19 protein-coding genes are annotated in these 16,844 nt (G+C 33.6%); 5 read left to right on the top strand and 14 right to left on the bottom strand.

The annotated features are described in order from the left end of the window. Nucleotides 1-3: 3 nt before the first annotated feature. Together ACQKNC_RS13615 and ACQKNC_RS13610 are read right to left on the bottom strand one after the other, a co-directional pair. Complete coding sequence (locus tag ACQKNC_RS13615) at nucleotides 4-906, bottom strand: ABC transporter ATP-binding protein (protein WP_427425367.1); 903 nt, start codon at nucleotides 904-906, stop codon at nucleotides 4-6. Then, nucleotides 890-1,141 (bottom strand): PLD nuclease N-terminal domain-containing protein, encoded by a 252-nt coding sequence (locus ACQKNC_RS13610; RefSeq protein ID WP_427425366.1) that lies wholly within the window; start codon nucleotides 1,139-1,141, stop codon nucleotides 890-892. The genes ACQKNC_RS13615 and ACQKNC_RS13610 overlap by 17 nt, the downstream gene beginning before the upstream one ends. 182 nt (nucleotides 1,142-1,323) lie before the next feature. Between ACQKNC_RS13610 and ACQKNC_RS13605 the strand changes: the two genes are divergently transcribed. Together ACQKNC_RS13605 and ACQKNC_RS13600 are read left to right on the top strand one after the other, a co-directional pair. Beyond that, nucleotides 1,324-1,857 carry a helix-turn-helix domain-containing protein gene (locus ACQKNC_RS13605; protein WP_427425365.1) on the top strand — a complete coding sequence of 178 codons (534 nt, stop codon included), beginning with the start codon at nucleotides 1,324-1,326 and terminating at the stop codon, nucleotides 1,855-1,857. 33 nt (nucleotides 1,858-1,890) lie between these two features. After that, nucleotides 1,891-2,751, top strand: a complete 861-nt coding sequence (locus tag ACQKNC_RS13600; protein WP_427425364.1) for a YitT family protein — start codon at nucleotides 1,891-1,893, stop codon at nucleotides 2,749-2,751. 323 nt (nucleotides 2,752-3,074) lie between these two features. Here ACQKNC_RS13600 and ACQKNC_RS13595 read toward each other — a convergent pair whose 3' ends face one another. From ACQKNC_RS13595 to ACQKNC_RS13560, 8 genes are all read right to left on the bottom strand, one after another. Beyond that, a complete protein-coding gene (locus ACQKNC_RS13595; protein WP_427425441.1) occupies nucleotides 3,075-3,917 on the bottom strand; it encodes a hypothetical protein in 843 nt (280 codons plus the stop codon). A gap of 113 nt (nucleotides 3,918-4,030) precedes the next feature. After that, nucleotides 4,031-4,240 (bottom strand): DUF6241 domain-containing protein, encoded by a 210-nt coding sequence (locus ACQKNC_RS13590; protein ID WP_427425363.1) that lies wholly within the window; start codon nucleotides 4,238-4,240, stop codon nucleotides 4,031-4,033. 497 nt (nucleotides 4,241-4,737) lie between these two features. Continuing rightward, on the bottom strand, nucleotides 4,738-5,376 hold the full coding sequence (locus ACQKNC_RS13585; RefSeq protein WP_427425362.1) for a hypothetical protein: 639 nt from the start codon (nucleotides 5,374-5,376) through the stop codon (nucleotides 4,738-4,740). A gap of 285 nt (nucleotides 5,377-5,661) precedes the next feature. Beyond that, nucleotides 5,662-6,138 (bottom strand): hypothetical protein, encoded by a 477-nt coding sequence (locus ACQKNC_RS13580; protein WP_427425361.1) that lies wholly within the window; start codon nucleotides 6,136-6,138, stop codon nucleotides 5,662-5,664. 22 nt (nucleotides 6,139-6,160) lie between these two features. Continuing rightward, nucleotides 6,161-6,925, bottom strand: a complete 765-nt coding sequence (locus ACQKNC_RS13575) for a hypothetical protein (RefSeq protein WP_427425360.1) — start codon at nucleotides 6,923-6,925, stop codon at nucleotides 6,161-6,163. Between the two features lie 1,275 nt (nucleotides 6,926-8,200). After that, on the bottom strand, nucleotides 8,201-8,908 hold the full coding sequence (locus tag ACQKNC_RS13570) for a plasmid mobilization protein (protein ID WP_427425359.1): 708 nt from the start codon (nucleotides 8,906-8,908) through the stop codon (nucleotides 8,201-8,203). A gap of 274 nt (nucleotides 8,909-9,182) precedes the next feature. Next, nucleotides 9,183-9,323 carry a DUF5839 family protein gene (locus ACQKNC_RS13565; RefSeq protein WP_427425440.1) on the bottom strand — a complete coding sequence of 47 codons (141 nt, stop codon included), beginning with the start codon at nucleotides 9,321-9,323 and terminating at the stop codon, nucleotides 9,183-9,185. Nucleotides 9,324-9,477: 154 nt separating this feature from the next. Beyond that, complete coding sequence (locus ACQKNC_RS13560) at nucleotides 9,478-10,671, bottom strand: YbfB/YjiJ family MFS transporter (protein ID WP_427425358.1); 1,194 nt, start codon at nucleotides 10,669-10,671, stop codon at nucleotides 9,478-9,480. Nucleotides 10,672-10,774: 103 nt separating this feature from the next. Here ACQKNC_RS13560 and ACQKNC_RS13555 point away from each other — a divergent pair, with 103 nt between their 5' ends. Then, on the top strand, nucleotides 10,775-11,653 hold the full coding sequence (locus ACQKNC_RS13555) for a LysR family transcriptional regulator (RefSeq protein ID WP_427425357.1): 879 nt from the start codon (nucleotides 10,775-10,777) through the stop codon (nucleotides 11,651-11,653). A 71-nt stretch (nucleotides 11,654-11,724) separates the two neighbouring features. Beyond that, nucleotides 11,725-12,033, top strand: a complete 309-nt coding sequence (locus tag ACQKNC_RS13550) for a hypothetical protein (protein WP_427425356.1) — start codon at nucleotides 11,725-11,727, stop codon at nucleotides 12,031-12,033. A 32-nt stretch (nucleotides 12,034-12,065) separates the two neighbouring features. Here the strand turns inward: ACQKNC_RS13550 and ACQKNC_RS13545 are convergent, their stop codons facing one another. The 4 genes from ACQKNC_RS13545 to ACQKNC_RS13530 all read right to left on the bottom strand — a co-directional run bounded on the left by ACQKNC_RS13545 (nucleotide 12,066) and on the right by ACQKNC_RS13530 (nucleotide 15,587). Next, a complete protein-coding gene (locus ACQKNC_RS13545) occupies nucleotides 12,066-13,583 on the bottom strand; it encodes a HAMP domain-containing sensor histidine kinase (RefSeq protein WP_427425355.1) in 1,518 nt (505 codons plus the stop codon). Beyond that, on the bottom strand, nucleotides 13,567-14,268 hold the full coding sequence (locus ACQKNC_RS13540) for a response regulator transcription factor (protein ID WP_427425354.1): 702 nt from the start codon (nucleotides 14,266-14,268) through the stop codon (nucleotides 13,567-13,569). The genes ACQKNC_RS13545 and ACQKNC_RS13540 overlap by 17 nt, the downstream gene beginning before the upstream one ends. A 132-nt stretch (nucleotides 14,269-14,400) precedes the next feature. Next, nucleotides 14,401-15,015, bottom strand: a complete 615-nt coding sequence (locus ACQKNC_RS13535; protein WP_427425353.1) for a DedA family protein — start codon at nucleotides 15,013-15,015, stop codon at nucleotides 14,401-14,403. After that, on the bottom strand, nucleotides 15,015-15,587 hold the full coding sequence (locus ACQKNC_RS13530; RefSeq protein ID WP_427425352.1) for a class I SAM-dependent methyltransferase: 573 nt from the start codon (nucleotides 15,585-15,587) through the stop codon (nucleotides 15,015-15,017). The genes ACQKNC_RS13535 and ACQKNC_RS13530 overlap by 1 nt, the downstream gene beginning before the upstream one ends. A 233-nt stretch (nucleotides 15,588-15,820) precedes the next feature. Between ACQKNC_RS13530 and ACQKNC_RS13525 the strand changes: the two genes are divergently transcribed. After that, complete coding sequence (locus ACQKNC_RS13525; RefSeq protein ID WP_427425351.1) at nucleotides 15,821-16,720, top strand: hypothetical protein; 900 nt, start codon at nucleotides 15,821-15,823, stop codon at nucleotides 16,718-16,720. Nucleotides 16,721-16,844 lie beyond the last annotated feature (124 nt).

Here is a 16,844-nt window from a genome sequence, read left to right as displayed (position 1 = left end):
TGCTCATACCACCAATTCCAAAAATATTTCTTCTAGATTGTCTTGAATACCCACTTCCAATTTAGTAAACATCACCTTTGTATCCAAACCATGCTGTATTAGTCGATTAGCATCTGTTTCCAAATTTTCAACATGGATTTTAAAGCCATCTCCACAGCTTTCGATTTTCTTCACATATGATAAGTGTTCAATCATTGTTAACCATTTATAATCTGCCTTTCGAATCATTAAAAAGATAGCTGATTCTTGATGGCGCATAAGCAACTCTGATTTTGTAGCATCCTCTATTTTGTAACCATTTTTGATCATCACAAAACGCTCACAAATTTCCTCTGCATCGCTCAATATATGCGTTGATAATAATACGGTCGTTTCTTTTTTGATCTCATTTAATAGATTTAACACTTCCCTTCTCCCTATTGGATCTAGTGCAGATACCGGTTCATCCATAATCATTAAAGCAGGCTTATGCAATAATGCCTGTGCGATGCCAAGTCGTTGCTTCATACCCCCTGAAAATGTCCCGACATGAATATGTGCTTCTTTCCCTAAGCCCACTTTTTCTAAAAGTAATGGAATCTCTTTCTGCAATTCGTTTTTTGATATGCCAGAAAGTGTTCCCATAAAGGACAATGTTTCAAATGCTGTCATCCATGAGAAAAAATTAGGATACTGAGGTAAGTAACCAATGTGATTTTTCATAGATGAAATCTTTTGCCCATCAAGAAGAATTTCTCCTTTGTCTGCATTCAGAATGTCAGCAATGATTTGAATTAACGTGGATTTCCCCGCTCCATTTGGTCCAATTAACCCGACACACTCATTAGCATCAATGACCATTGAAAAATCATTCACTGCGGTTTTTTGTTTAAACTTTTTCGTAATATTTTTAATCTCTAAGCGCACGTTTATTTACATCCTTCCTACCAATAATGAAGTATAGAACAGAACCAATTGAGTTAAAGAACAAAATAATAATTGTCCACATAAGTATGTTTTCTCGCGTATCTCTGTGCCGATATAAATCGAATAAAGCAACCATGATTAGAACAAATCCTACGAATAAAAATGGCAAAATAATTGGAAGTATGCTTGCCCAATCCAATTGCTGTAAATCTTCAAAACCATAGTGTAATTTCATTAATAAACCCCTTTCATTATCGTTATCAATAATGATAACAAAAAACTTTAAAAATTTCATTACCTTTTTACTGTACATCCTTTTTAAAAATATATATTATATTTTTGAGAATGTTCTCAAATTGATAACATTTGATTACTACCCTTGATACCATCTCATTTTTTCTATAGGAGGATCGTTTTATGCGTAATAAAGCAGAGGTCTTAATGCACCCTGTGAGAATGAAAATTTTACAAGCTCTGAATAAAGAAGAAGGCTTAAGCACTTTGGAGATGATTACTGTCATTAAGGATGTACCTCAAGCTACTTTATATCGTCACATCCAAATTTTAGTGGATGAAAACATTATAAAAATTGTAAAAGAGCGAAAAGTACGTTCTGTTACAGAGAAGTTTTATGCATTAAATGAAGGAGCAGCTAAACTGAGTAAGGAGGATTGGACACAACTAACGATCAAACAAAAATTGAATTATGTTTCCTACTATCAATTAGCTTTACTATCTCAATATCAAAATTATTTAACTTCACTTGATGAAAAAGAAAGCACTGCAGATTTTGCAACTTTTTCATTTCTTGACTTGTCGTTAACGAATGATCAATTTATGAACTTTGAAAATGAATTGAACGATTTAGTAACTAAATACTATAATATGGCCGACTCAACTAAAGCGACTGTGACAAAAACAATTGCTGTAAATATTATTCCAAAACCTTAAGTATTATTTCACATACAGAAATGGAGAAGATGAATGAAAAAAAGAAAATCAGTTGAAAACATACGAAAATTTATTATGATTGTCATTGGCGCTGTCATCGCAGCATATGGACTAGAAGCGGTATTAATACCGAACGATGTCATTGATGGTGGTGTGACGGGGCTTAGTATTATGGGAGCACACCTCTTTGGTATTCCATTAGGCGCACTGCTCTTTGTATTAAATATTCCTTTTATTTTTATTGGCTACAAACAAGTAGGTAAAACTTTTGCATTGATGAGTACTGCTGGGATAGCAGCTCTATCTATTTCCACAGTGCTAATGCATAATGTTAAAACAATTTTAGGTCCAAATGATCCGTTATTAGTTGTTTTATCTGGTGGTATGCTACTAGGTGTTGGGATTGGGATTGTCTTACGTAACGGTGGTGCTTTGGATGGCTCTGAAATTTTAGCCGTGTTACTTTCACGTAAGGTTCCATTTTCAGTCGGGGATATTATATTATTTATTAATGCCTTTATTTTCTTAGGGGCAAGCTTTATTTTTGGCTTAGAAAGTGCCTTATACTCAGCTTTAACATACTTTATTGCGAAAAACGTTATCGATATTATCCAAGATGGTTTAGAAAAATCAAAAGACGTTCGTGTTGTTAGTGCGAAGTCAGAGGAGATTGGTGATGCTATTCAAGCTCGTTTAGGACGTGGTGTTACATATACAAAAGGGCGTGGCGGTTTTTCCAATGAACCAACTGATATATTAAACTGTGTCATTAACCGTATGGAAGAAAATAAACTTGTGTCGATTATTAAAGATATCGATGAAGGTGCCTTCGTAGTTATTTCTGATGTATCAGAGGTACGTGGTGGGAACTTCAAAAAACGTGATATTCACTAAATACAAGGTAAGTAAGTCATTCATGAACTGCACCCCAATTGTTAGATATCTAGCAGTTGTAGGTGCAGTATTTTTTATGAATACATTTACAGTTTAAGAAACATTTCGATGGATTTAGCGTACTGGCATAAGTCAATTGAACTACACTTTAGCTTTTCTTCTCCATGACACTAATGCCAATGCCCATAAATACGACTGTCATAAATAATAGTAGACTTAAAGGTTGTAATAGCTCTACATAAGAACTAGCATTAATCGTCACACCTTTTAAAATCTCTAAACGTCAAGCTCATTTAGGAAATTGTCCGATACTAAGCTTTCTTTTATTTTCTCTTGTTCTCCAGCCTTTCGGTTAAATCATTAAAGTCTTGGACTACTTCTCGCATTGATGATTTTTTAGCTAACGAAATTCCCTTTTGAATCGATTTAAATGCTTCTTCAAATTTATTTGCTTTGATTTGGGCATCTGCAAGGCAATACCAATAAAACCAGGCATCCATTTCTGAAATTTTATCGTTATAAAACTTTTCGATGATTGAATAGTATTTGGAATATAATTCTTCATCATAAACCAACTTTTCCCCATTCCATTTTAGTACATCCACTAAATAACTATCACCAATATACATTTGCCAAACTGCTATACCGACATTTTGCTTTCCATTCACAAAGTCAATTTTATGATAAGGAACATCTGCAATTTTTTTGAATGAGTTATCAATCCATTGGAAAACTTGAAGTTTGCTTCCTATTGCTGCACCAATTGTAACACCAAATAAATATTCCTTTGTACCATCGCCGGTTATATCTACCAAACCCGAAAAATCCAAATCGACTCCTTGAATTTTAGTTTCCCAAATTTTTCTCCAATCCGAATTATGTTTTTTTAGTACTATTGATCTATACTGAGAAGGAGATGGTTGATTTTTTGCTTTAATTTCAAAAGTAAATATTATTTCTTTCTGTCCATCGTGGTCAAAGTCATAGAATTGAATTGGCAGTGTGGAGGAAGGATTTTCAGGGCTTATAAGTGACGCATTCGATGGCATAAATCTGCTAACAATTTTTATTAAGTCTTCTTTCTGGTTCTCGTTAGCGTAAACAAATATTGGACTAAAACTAACTACAAAGAGTAGCAACAATGTAAGTAGCATTAATTTCTTCATCAATAAGTATTCCCCCATATAAAGGGGAATTTTCCGAGTTTTAACAACCTCTTTTTTAAAATTTTTTTACACAACAAAAAAACCCGCCATTTAAGCAGGATTTTTACTAACTTTTATTTTTTTCTACTACTCCCGAAGACTTCATCTACCTCTTTAGCAAAGACTTGGAATATATAATTTATCTCTTGCTCTTCTGAAGCAATGCCTGTCGCTGAACCATCAGGTGTTTTCGTCCCTTGCATACGCATCAAAGTATTATGGTCAATGTCTACTGCTGAAAAATCGCCTTTTTCCCAACGCTTTATTTTCGCAATAACTCGCACAAGGCTTCCAGTTTAGAAGAAAAAAGCTGACCACTGGCACTACCATTTTCGAGAATCGCTCCATAAAACTTCAATTTGGTGGGTAAGGCTCACTAGACACATAATTTCCTAATTGGTACACTATTTGTAAATTATATCGAGGGGTTTTTACACCTATGCAGATACCCGAATCAATACAACCATCAATCTTTTATGTTACATTTGCTTATTTTATTTTTTTAATCCTATTTGTTTTTTTTAGAGTTGTTGTTTTTAACTTTTCTCTAAAAAAGATTAAACGCCCACTAAGTATGGCTTACGACATTTCTCTTTTCGTCATTACAACACTTTGGTTCTTATATCTACATTCACAAGATTTTATTTATTACAGTTATGATTCCCCTATATTATTTTGGGTTGCTTCGTGCTATTTATTCGCAATACTTGATTTCATATACAATTTTATTCTCTACAAAAAAAATAAATCCACGAGTTTATAAACTCGTGGATTATTATTCTTATTTTCCAAAATTCCAAGGTACATACGCAATATAAGAGAGTTTCGTATATTTCTGTGATGATTGGTAATTACCATAACTATCAGTATAAGCAACCGCAGTATAAGTAGTTGTAATTTGCGCCCCACCCGCTGGCATAGCTGATGTAATAACATCTAACTTATCTCCGATTCTCGGAACCGACGGGAATGATACCGTCTCCGTACTGAAAACCGATGAACCCAATAAGATAGAAATAGTACTTCCAATTAATCTGAGACTTCCAGCAAGAACTGAAATCAGAAGAACGATTGCTTGCCCCTCTTTTGCTTTTTGTACCAGTGCTGCATCATAAGTAACCGTAGGAGAAGTATGCGTACCACGCATTTTCACTGTTGGGTAAACAACATCTGAACCAATAGCAGGTGAGTTTAATGTTAACGCTACTTTAAATTCACCATACCATGGCACGTCGATTGTAATATCATCACTTGTCTTACTTTTAGTATAACTCTTACTAAATACTCGATTACCGTCACCACCACGATGTACCGTTAATGTTGCTCCGGTAGGTAGTGTAGCATTCCAACGAATGCGTAATTGACGAGATACCACTCCATAATGTTCTACTTGCGTTGCTGTTAAACCATAATCCGCCATGTTATTTCCTCCTTTTTATGTTTGTTAGCTACTAACACTATACAAAGGGAAATTCAAATAGTTTTAACAACCTCTTTTTAAAAAAAGTTAAAAAAGATTTATACATTTTCATTCAAAACGAGTTGACATAACAATAGAAAAGGGCAGTAATGACAAGGTTTTGCCCTTGGTTATTACTGCCTTTTCGTTTAGAAAGTTTTATTTACTTCGCATTTTATCGGAATTGATAACCGTCAACAGTAATCTGTTTTAGTTAACTAAAAGTAAAAAAAGACATAGTAGCAATTACTCTTTTTCTCTACTTAAATCCTTCAACATATTTAGCCTTTCAAACAGCAAAACATAATCTTGATGTTCTACAATATTAGCTTCTACTGCAATCATAGCTTTTAAATACCGTTCAATTTCTTTTGAATAAGCATTAGTAAAATCTATAAAATTAAGTACATGTACATATTCCACTTGATCATCAAAAGCACTAAAGTTTGTAATCTTTAGGTCATTTCTTATTCGTTCTAGCGTATAAATATTTGCATTCCCGAAAGGGTCAAATGTTTGTTTTTTACCTGTTTTATGTAGCTCAATTAATAGCTCGGTAAATGTGATGATGATTGTACTATGCATAGTAGTTGAGAAGAGTGAAAACTCGCTATCTTTATCATGTACTAATACTTCTAGAAAGCTATCGAGATAAAAATCATAACCATATTTTTTATCTAGGAGGACTGACACATCATTTTCTATTTCAAATTTTAATTTCATAATATACTCCTTTTAAGACAAATTATTTCTTGATTATCACAGATGTTCCCTTAACAGGATATGATGTCTTAATAATATTATCTTTTGTTACAACTGTTGTCATTTCAGAAATTCCATATTTATTTGGATTATAAGTATACACCCTTGTACCATTAGAATGAGTACTTTGGAGAGTTCCTTTTTCTAATGACTCCATAACGAGATTTTTTATTTGTGCATCACCAAGTGCTTTAGGGAATAAGGTAGTACCCTTAGTTGCAGCTTTACCTGATACATGCCTTTTATAAATATGTTCCCAACCTGTACTACTATTGCCATCCATTAAAATTCCCTTGGTGTTAAACTTCTGTATTGTCCCTAAACCTGAGAAAGCATCAACCACATGGTTCTTGTCAGCGTTTTTTAATAATTTATAAATTTTCCCCGCCTTAACAACTTTGCCTGCTGGAAATAAAGAGATGGCAGCAATGCTTTTATCAACTGCTCCCGCATCTGGGTTAAATATAGTTTTAACATCATCTAAAACTAAGAAATCTATTCCTTCTTTGACTGCATTCTTTACGAAATTCCCAGCATCTTTTAACCATTGAACGGTTGAATTGGCCCAATCTTTTACTTTATCTAATAAATTTCCTTTAGCTACTAGTTGTCTCGAAGTATCGGAAATAGTTACAGAATCGTTATAAGTGTTAGGATTTTCGCTTTTATAACGATCTGCGCTAACTGTAATTTTTCCATAATCGGGGTATGAAGTTGTAATAGAATAATTGTTGATATTAGAAACCATGTAAAATAATAACCTTTTATGTTTTTTTTGGAAATTTTAGATATCCAAATATATTTTAATATATTCAGTATGGAAAAAGTTCTATTTTCATCCGACATTTCCTGTCGTTATTCGACTATATCTGCACCCTGAAGTTACAAACTTAAAATCTCACTATAATGTCCAACTGCGTTATAAATTCACAAAAATATGGCCCACCTCAAAGCGAAATAATTATACATCTCTATACACAACAAGTTGACATAACAACTGATAGCAGAAGCTATCCAATCACGAAAAACCTTGATATATCAATATTCCCGCACAAAACCCGTCCTCAACCCGTATTCATTTTTTATAGATTGTTGAGTTTGTAGCGTTTTGTAGCTGGTGATCCAGCTGCAGCGTGTATAAAATCCTGTATGGGGTCCCGTCAGATTATGCGGATTTACAACGTTAAGAAATATACACGATTTTATGCATGCTAAACAGAACGCCATAATCGTGTAAATATTGATGTATCAAGTGTTTTCGCTTCCTGCATAAAAAGCTGTATAAATAATGTTCATAGGAAAAGCCACGAAACGTTGATTTAACAGTGTTTGTGGCTTTTTAATGTGTGTCCAAACTTTTATTTGGGAACGTTTATTAGATTTTATTTGTATAGTGTATACGTCGTTTTTACACTAAAGTACCCGTTAAATTCAACAGTCTAAATTTCTGTTCCATTTGAAAGTCTCTTTTTTATAACAAAATAGGTAACTACTCCTAAGCTAATGTAGATGAATAACATACTACTCCCCATTATCACAGAGTATTTATATATATCATAAAGACTGTATATACTTAATAAAACATAGATTATTAAAAATATAAGCCCTTTCTTTCTGCTTTTCACAAATACCGAGGAAAATATGGCTAAAGCTAAACTTATGACCATCAGTTGAAGTAAAATGACCATTGTAAACATTAAAATGTTATTATCCATTTCACCAATCCTTTCTAGGGGTCATGCCAACATTTTATCATTTATATATGTTAATTTATACCATAAATCCTACTTTTAAAATAAAATCCCCAAATCGACATTCGGTAACCCAATGGAATAAAAAGCAACTAAGAACTGGGTGTAGTTCTTAGTTGCTATATAGAACCTTCCCAAAGCGTCCTTTGGGTACTTTTCTTTGAGATTCTATTTATATGTTATCGCCATTCAGAACAAGTGGATCGAACAGTCTTCTTTAAAATTATTTTTCGCAGCGTCTCAGAGCGTCTGTCACTAAGGAGGTGGTGAAATTAATAAATCTCATATTCATCTAAAATATCTTTCAAAGAAAACCAATCATCATCATCAAAAACATTATCTAGTTTCAACAATTTCATTTTTAATTTTTGAGTAAATATAAAGATTTTATTAGCAAATTCAATCAGTTTATTTTTGTCTAATTCAAAAAGCGTATCTCCATATAAATACTCCCAAACATACTCAGCAAATTCTTTTTCTTGTTTAGGTGAATTTTCAATAGCTTCACCAATATAAAGGAAATCCTCTTTTATTTGTTCAAACACTTCCTCCAGAACTACTTTTAAAGGTACATCAATTTCATTTTGTTGCAATGCTTTAATTAAGTTTTCTTTCTCCTTTAGACTTAAAGTATCACTTGTGTACTTTTGCTTTAAATTAAGCAAGCGATCATATTCTTTATTCATTAATGTAATAATCTTTTTTTGATTTGTTCTTAAAAAATCAATGTCATTATTTGAATAAAATCCATCTGTATTTATTCTTCTTATTAAGCTATTTACATTCTTTCCAATGTAATTAATTTCTCTGGTTAATTCTCTATAAACTTTCATATCAACTTCTAAACGGAAATGATTTTTTGCACTTTCTAAAAGAAAGGCCGAAACATTTTTGTATCCTAATTCTTCTGATTTATCGTGTATATATTTTTTATCCTCTTTGGTTAATCTCATTTGAAAATAAGTATTAGTTCTTGCCATTTCTCCCAAACTCCTTTTAATTTAAATTTCGAGCGTAGCGACAACAAATATAGCTGCTTATTTTCATAAAATAACAGCTAAATATTTGTAAAGGTTGTAGGAATCTCCTACCAAGTCAAAAACAACGTTTTTGGGGTATGGCATGCCATACCCGTTGCTTGCCTTTCAAAAATATATAGAAAACTTTGCTAATCTTTTCTAAACTTTTAAAAATAAAAAACCCACTTAAGTGGGTAAAAGCTAGCTTAAGCTAGCCTTGCATTTAAGATGGTTATTAAATAGTGTGTAGTTCACGTTGTGGTGCTTTTTCTACAAGCTTTATAATTTTTTTATATTGTTTTCCTGTCTCTTCTAACTCTTCTCGAAAAACTTCGGTTACCAAAACAGGCGCCTTCGTTTCCCCAACAGCTACAATATCACCAGTTATTGACGTAATTAAAAAAGAAATTCTTTAATAAACTTGCATAATGGGTTCTTATAATCTCTATATAAAAATACCTCTTTTACCGAAAAGAGGTATTTTTATTGCGTATTGATAAAGTGTACTGCAATTAACTTGACTTTTTTTATTATTCACTTATGGTATCCAGCTCTCCGACTTTCACTTTTTCATATTTTAATCCACTAATTAGACATATAGCTCCAACCACTACAACAGCTGTTGCTCCAAATAAGGCATACTGATAGCTATTCGTATAATTGGCTAATGTTCCTGCAAGTGAAGGTCCTAACATTTGTCCCAAAGCATAACCAGCAGTTAGGTAACCTAATATTTTGTGACTGTTCACAGGCAATATTTGTCTTGCTAATGTTGTAGCTACAGTAGTAATTCCCATAAATGTTGCTCCAAAAATAAAGGCACTTATATAAAGTGTCATTGTATTAGTCGTAAACGCTGGTAAAACAATTCCTAGCCCTTGAACTAACATGGAAATCAATAATGTTCTCACGTAACCGTATCTCTGTGCCAGCGTAGACCAAACAATGCAGGATGGAATCGCTGCAATCCCGACAACAAACCATACAAAGGTAGCATCACCATGAAAGCTTGTTGATTCTTCTGCGATTGACACGATAAATGTTCCCGTGACAATATAACCAAGGCCCTCTAAGCTATAAGCCAAAATTAGCCACTTCATCCATGTCGTAGGTGGGACTTTTGGTGACGCTACTGTTTGACTTAGTTTCTGTTGTGGATGTTGAGCAACCGGCTTTATGAACATTACGATTAATACAAGCAATACGGCACAAAACAACGCCAAAGCAATCCACGTTCCATTCCAATCAAACATTGCATGTATGGGCGACACAATAACCGCACTTAGGGCAATTCCTGCACCTACCCCACTATAAAAAAGCCCAGATAAATGCGCTTTATCATTCCCAGCTAACTGATCGAGTACAAGGCTAGCAGTAACTACAAAGATCAATGCACTCATAACGCCAGAAATAAAACGAAGTACATACCATGCGATAACAGTAGCAGTAAAGCCCATCAAAGCCGTCGTCAAAACGCTAATAACGAGTGCTAATTGTAAAAAAGGAATACGTTTTTCCCCAATTTGTAAACGACCAGCCACCAATGCCCCTACTAAATATCCAAAATAATTACTTGTCGCTAGAAAACCTGCTGTGGCATGACTAAAGTCAAAAGTATCTTGCATATACGGCAAGATAACCGTATATGAAAAACGCCCAATACTCATAGCAATGACTATTGAAAAAATACCTCCTACTAAATAATGAACTGTATGCTTGTGCATATTTCCCCTCCCCTCCATCTCACTATAACGAAAATTCAGATATCACAAATAGCACGAATTCGTTATAATAGATATCAAATAATTTGATGGCTGGAGGGAATATATGAATATTAATGATCTCTTAATTTTTCGGACAGTCGTACAAACAGGTAGCTTCTCCAAGGCTGCTGTAGAGCTTAATTACACCCAATCCAACATCTCTATGAAAATACAAAATCTTGAGGCCATGTATCAAACAACCTTTTTTTATCGAGGACATCGAGGTATCCGATTGACACCAAAAGGAGAACAGTTTTATGAAATGGTATTAAAAATGCTATATCTCTATGAAAAATCCTTTGAAATACTTCAGGATACAGAGGAAAATAGAGGACTTTTACGAATTGGTTCAATGGAAACGACTGCGGCACTGCACTTACCTACCCTGTTAACTACTTTCCATAAAGCCTATGATCAGGTGGATATCACTATATTGACGAGTCCATCTCAACAAAATATCGCACGGCTAGAAAACTATGAATTAGATGGTGCATTTGTAAATGGACCCGTTTATAAAGAAAATATCCTTGCGAAGGAATTTGTTTGTGAGGAGCTTGTTGTCATCACATCTAGCAAGCATAAACGAATTGATAGCCAACGAGATTTAGAGGACAGCACATTTATTACTTTTCCTCATGGCTGCTCATATAGAGCTATTTGGGAGCATTGGTTACGTGAAGACGGTGTGCAACCACAAAAGCGTATGGAATTTGGCACCCTCGATGGAATCATTGGCTGCGTTGCTGCTGGGCTAGGTGTAACATTACTGCCACGTGCAATCGCTCAAAAATATATGGATACTCAATCACTGTCGCTGCACATACTAGCAACAAAGCAAGCTCAAATCCCAACTTGGTTTATTTATCGTAATGACGAAGTACAATCACCTGCGCTAAAATATTTTCTAGAGACGATTGATGCGTACAAATATTCTTCGATTTAAAGAGGGCTATCCATCTTTTTGATAGTTCCATCCATCACTATAAACATCAAGATATAAAAAAGGAGAAATAAATGGACTTATTTATCGCAAGTAATCGTCAATTACCTATCCGTTATTACGTCAATGAGGCGATTTGGATTCGTCGTGGTTGCTTAAGTTTGCATCAATTAACGCTGCCCTTTTTTGTAGAAGTAGAAATAAAAGACCCACATCATTTATTGAAAATTACAGAATATGTTCAAGAAGTCCAAAAACAATATAGCTATACAGAAATTCAAATTATTATTAAGGACAAAAATATTTTAATGCACTTACAAAAGAGCCTCCCCTGCTCTAATGCCAATCATATTCTCACTATTGAGCATTTAATTCGCCCATAAAAAAAGGTAGCATTACTCTAATGCTACTTTTTTTATAAAGCTGTAACAGGCAGTTCGATGATAAACTGCAACATTCCATCCGTATACTTCGCGTCAATTTTACCACTATGTAGTTCTACAATGCTTTTAGCAATAGCAAGTCCAAGTCCTGAACCTTCCGCTACACTTGTTCTAGATGGATCTTTTTTATAAAAACGATCAAATAAGCTCGTTAACTCTTCAGAAGTAAATTCATTACTTTCATTTGCGACACAGATTTGAACATTACCTTCTTTTCTTTCAAGAGAAACAAAAATCTCGCCATCACCTGTACTATATTTAATTGCATTCATTAATAAATTATCAAAAACCCTGACAATTTTTTCAGAATCTACTGTAGCAAAGATCCGCTCCTCCGAGAAATTTTTATTGAATGTACGATGGTTTTCCTCCGCTTGCGGAATTAACTCCTCGATTAACTGATCGAGCAGTTCATTAATACATACATCTTGTTGCCCAAGGATAATACTTTCGTTCGTTAGCTTCGTATATTCAAATAAATCATCAATTAGGTTTTTTAACTGTTCGGATTTTGAGAAAGCAATCTTTAAATACTCATCATATTGCTCCTTTGTGTCGTACCTCTCATCTCTTAACAATCGTAAATAGCCCATAATCGAAGTAAGTGGTGTTCGTAGGTCATGCGAAACATTAGTAATTAATTCATTTTTTTGTTTTTCAATCCTTCGTTCTATCTCTATATTGGTCATGATTGCTTCGGCCATGTGATTAACATTCTCAGTTAATAAAGCTATTTCATCTATTCCCTTTTTCTCAATTCGATAGCTTAAATCTCCTTTTGCGATTTCCTTTACCCCCTGCGCCAGCGCCTCAATTTGTTTCATCTTTCGTTTTGTTATATAAAAGAATGAAAAAGTAAAAAAAGCAATTCCTATTAATACAGGAATAGGACCCTCAGTTGTATATGTAATAACTGAACCTTCTGGAATACCACTGACAAACAAATATAAATTTTTATCTTCTATAGTTATTGGATAAAAGGCAACAAATTCTTGCCGCGAATTCTCGACTGCCGGAATATTATAATTATAGAGTGGATGGTTGATTGCAAAATCCATTACATTACGAATCTTATTGTGTAAATCAATTTGTTCTTCTTCAGCTTGCTTTGTTTTATACAAAACCTTCCCGTGCTCATCGGTAACTAACACTTTCAACGCACTCTGTTTCATTTTCATCTTTACATTTTCATCTTCAATCATTTGCTGTAAAGCTTCGACACTATTTTCGCTGACAGCCAAATCTGCCGCACGCTGAGCTTGAAAATTTATTTGTTGCATACCTGAACTATAGTCAATAGTAACTGTTTCATTGATATTCCCCAAAAGTGGCAGAGTAGCTCGTACAACAAGTAAACCGAGAAATGCACAAAGAATAAAAGTTGTTAAAAGTTGGATTCTTATGCTTTCCCTAACCTTTGTTATAGCACTCATTATAAGTATTTTAATTTTGCTTAGTAAGTATTTGAATGGCTTAATGATCTTTCTCAATTTTATAACCTACTCCCCATACTGTTTTAATATATTGAGGATTTCTTGGATTTGTCTCAATTCTTTCTCTAATTTTTCGTATATGTACCATTACCGTGTTTTCAGACTGTATAGCCTCTTCCTTCCAAACCTTTTCATAAATTTGCTCAGCACTCATCACAATGCCTTGATTTCTTGCAAATAATTCAAGAATTGAAAACTCCCTTGGCGTAAGCTTCACTTTTTCATTGTTGACGATTACTTCATGTGTGTCTGTATTGATTCGCATATCACCAATTTCTATCTCATTTTCGTTCATTCTATCTAAACGATTCATTTTAATATATCTACGAAGCTGAGATTTTATACGCGCAATTAGCTCTAATGGATTAAATGGCTTTGTTACATAGTCATCTGCCCCTAATGATAATCCAACGATTTTATCCATATCCTGAGATTTTGCTGACAGCATGATAATTGGCATCTCAGCTATTTCCCTTACCTTCATACACATTTCAATGCCATCCACATTCGGCATCATAATATCTAGGACAATTAAATGTACTTGATGCTTTTTTAATAGAGTTAGGCCTTCCTCTCCATCGCTAGCTTCTAGAACATCATAGCCTTCATTTTTTAAATAAATTGCAATAAGATTTCTAATCTCTTTTTCATCATCAACTATAAGTATCGTTTCTTTACTCATCTAATCCCACCAATTTCAAATTATATTAATGTATCAGGTATATTAATCAATACCATAACGTAGGGTTGATTTTCCGGTTAGGTGGCGTCCAGTCTCCACTAAAATCAACCTATTCCTGCAATATACTTCCTATCAATAATTATAGTTCCTAATTTTAACTATTTTTTTATTTTTCGTATATATAAAATAATAGAAACATCCTACAATTCCGACGAAAACGCCAAAATATATACCATATCTTGTAGCAAGTGTGGAAATGTACTCCATATTTTTTCCGAAAAATAAACCAAGTGTAAAGTAAATCAATGTCCAAACAAAGCCTGCTGAGTAGTAATACAAAGCGTATTTTTTAAACGACATGTTGTTCATACCTACTAAGTACGGAAGTATATGTCTCACTATTGGTATGAAATAGCTTATAACTAAAGCAAAATGACCATATCTATCTATTAGTTCTTTTGACTTTAATAAATACTTAGCCTTGTTCTTTTTCACCAATTTATCAAGTATTTTATGGCCAAACACTTTACCAAGGATAAATCCTAAGGAAAGTCCTGAAACTGCACCAAGATAAGTTATGACAAAAGCTTTTAACACACTCATTTTCTCTAACGAAGACATAAAGCCGCCACTCATAACGATCAGCTCATCAGGAAGAGGCATACCTACGATTCCTAACCATAAGCTGAAAAATAAAGCAAAATAACCGTATTGCTCGATATATGATAAAAGATCCTGTAACCCCATTAACTAGCCCTCACATTTCCAAGTTTGCAACTTAGCACATAGGCAGGTGGAATGTTAATCCACACTTTTTCATGTGAAATATCCTCAAAATATTTTTGGATAAAGGATTTCCTTACAAGTGAATATTGGAATGTAATAAATTTTCCGTCCTTTAAGCAATCCCTTACATTTCGTAAAATACATGAGGAGATGGCAGGATTCAGAGAGGTAAAAGGTAATCCAGATACGACATAGTCAATTTTTTCGATATTCAACGCTGACATATACATGCATAAATTCTCAGCAGATCCATGTATAACGATTACATTCGGCTCTTGTTCAAATTGTTTACGTAGCTTTTCACAAAAAATCTCATTATTTTCAATAAGAATTAACTTTGTTGACTGCTCTTTTCTTTTCATTAATTCTTTCGTAAATGAACCTGTACCTGGGCCTAGTTCAACAATGCATTGGGCATTTTCAAAACAAATTGTTTCGACCATTTTTTCTGCTAATTTTTTAGAACTCGGTGAAATCGCACCTATAGTTTTTGGATGTTTTATAAATTCAGCAAGGAACGTTATAAATTGCATATATTTTCTCCCCGATCAATGATTATTTGTATACTTTTACTATAAAGAGCATTCCTTAAAGATTTCCGAGGAGATTTCTTAAATTTTTCTTAAGAGTCAGAAAAGGTTTGCATGTCATTGGTTCTAATAATTATTTCCTACACAAAATAGTCATACAATTGCTTCCAGTAGAATAGAAACCTATATAGAGAACATTTAATACTGAACGGAAAAATAAAGTGGGGTGTGAAAGGATGCTTAAACTAACTGATACAAAAGAAATGGTACTCGAAATTGTGCAACATGACCCATTGTTCGTGGTAATACAAAACTCGTCTTTAGAGGAAATACTTTATAATGACGGATATTTAGCACATATTGAGGTAGCAAATTATTATTCTACTTCAGAAGTCGCAGGCTGGTTTGAAATAACGGATGCGATGCTTCGCTATTACATTAAACCATTTGAACAGTACATTTTTGATAATGCTACGAATAGCCCAAACACCAATATTCGCTTGAACCTTCCTGCCATATTAAGACTTCGCATGATTTTACTATTAAAAGATGAATACCGCGTTAAAGGTTTAAAACTTTTACTAGGGATAGATGACAACGGTCAGCTCATCAAACATCAAATAACTGCAACAACTATGGGTACTGATGATTTAGTTAATAAAGTTGATGTTCTTGGGAATGTTCTTCAGCAAATGATACAAACAGGACTTTTCAATATTTTCCCAAACGAAGAACATGGAGTATTACAAGTAACGATAAATCAAGATTTTCTCGCACAAAAAATTCAATTAGTATCCTCAGAATCAAATCTTCAAGTAGAAGAAATTCAAAAAGAAACAGCTGAACTTAAACACGAAAATGAAAATCTACAAAAACAAATTTCAGAACTGCAAGAGCGTAGCGTAAAGGATATTGTTCAAAAAATTCGTGAGCGTCATATTGAAAATGAAATAGTGTCGACATTACGAACAGAAGCATTACAGCAATTTGCGGTGGAAAATAAGGCAGGCTTTTTCAGAAAAACTTTCCGTTCCTCTCAAATTGAGATGGAAAAGGAGCAATTTGTGTTGAGCTATATTTCGAAGCACCTAGAGGAACGTTTAGAAGTAGCACTGAATAATTATTATGGAGAATAAATATCTTCAAGCTGATACTACTAAAGTTATAATCACTAACCAAAGAACATGAATGAGTCTTTTTAAAGAAGCCATTCATGTTCTTTTTTATTGTAATTTATTTTTTGAAAATTAGTCTTATAAT

Origin of the sequence: Lysinibacillus sp. NPDC094177, from assembly GCF_050279145.1 — a bacterium.
Lineage (GTDB): Bacteria > Bacillota > Bacilli > Bacillales_A > Planococcaceae > Lysinibacillus.
This window is presented reverse-complemented; position numbering and strand designations above follow the sequence as displayed.

Coding starts and splice junctions, on each gene's coding strand:
- ACQKNC_RS13580 (WP_427425361.1), bottom strand. CDS start 6,138: ATGAAATTAAAATTTGAAATAGAAAATGATGTGTCAGTCCTCCTAGAT.
- ACQKNC_RS13595 (WP_427425441.1), bottom strand. CDS start 3,917: ATGAAGAAATTAATGCTACTTACATTGTTGCTACTCTTTGTAGTTAGT.
- ACQKNC_RS13535 (WP_427425353.1), bottom strand. CDS start 15,015: ATGGGGTTACAGGATCTTTTATCATATATCGAGCAATACGGTTATTTT.
- ACQKNC_RS13610 (WP_427425366.1), bottom strand. CDS start 1,141: ATGAAATTACACTATGGTTTTGAAGATTTACAGCAATTGGATTGGGCA.
- ACQKNC_RS13560 (WP_427425358.1), bottom strand. CDS start 10,671: ATGCACAAGCATACAGTTCATTATTTAGTAGGAGGTATTTTTTCAATA.
- ACQKNC_RS13530 (WP_427425352.1), bottom strand. CDS start 15,587: ATGCAATTTATAACGTTCCTTGCTGAATTTATAAAACATCCAAAAACT.
- ACQKNC_RS13525 (WP_427425351.1), top strand. CDS start 15,821: ATGCTTAAACTAACTGATACAAAAGAAATGGTACTCGAAATTGTGCAA.
- ACQKNC_RS13540 (WP_427425354.1), bottom strand. CDS start 14,268: ATGAGTAAAGAAACGATACTTATAGTTGATGATGAAAAAGAGATTAGA.
- ACQKNC_RS13605 (WP_427425365.1), top strand. CDS start 1,324: ATGCGTAATAAAGCAGAGGTCTTAATGCACCCTGTGAGAATGAAAATT.
- ACQKNC_RS13570 (WP_427425359.1), bottom strand. CDS start 8,908: ATGGCAAGAACTAATACTTATTTTCAAATGAGATTAACCAAAGAGGAT.
- ACQKNC_RS13555 (WP_427425357.1), top strand. CDS start 10,775: ATGAATATTAATGATCTCTTAATTTTTCGGACAGTCGTACAAACAGGT.
- ACQKNC_RS13575 (WP_427425360.1), bottom strand. CDS start 6,925: ATGGTTTCTAATATCAACAATTATTCTATTACAACTTCATACCCCGAT.
- ACQKNC_RS13600 (WP_427425364.1), top strand. CDS start 1,891: ATGAAAAAAAGAAAATCAGTTGAAAACATACGAAAATTTATTATGATT.
- ACQKNC_RS13550 (WP_427425356.1), top strand. CDS start 11,725: ATGGACTTATTTATCGCAAGTAATCGTCAATTACCTATCCGTTATTAC.
- ACQKNC_RS13585 (WP_427425362.1), bottom strand. CDS start 5,376: ATGGCGGATTATGGTTTAACAGCAACGCAAGTAGAACATTATGGAGTG.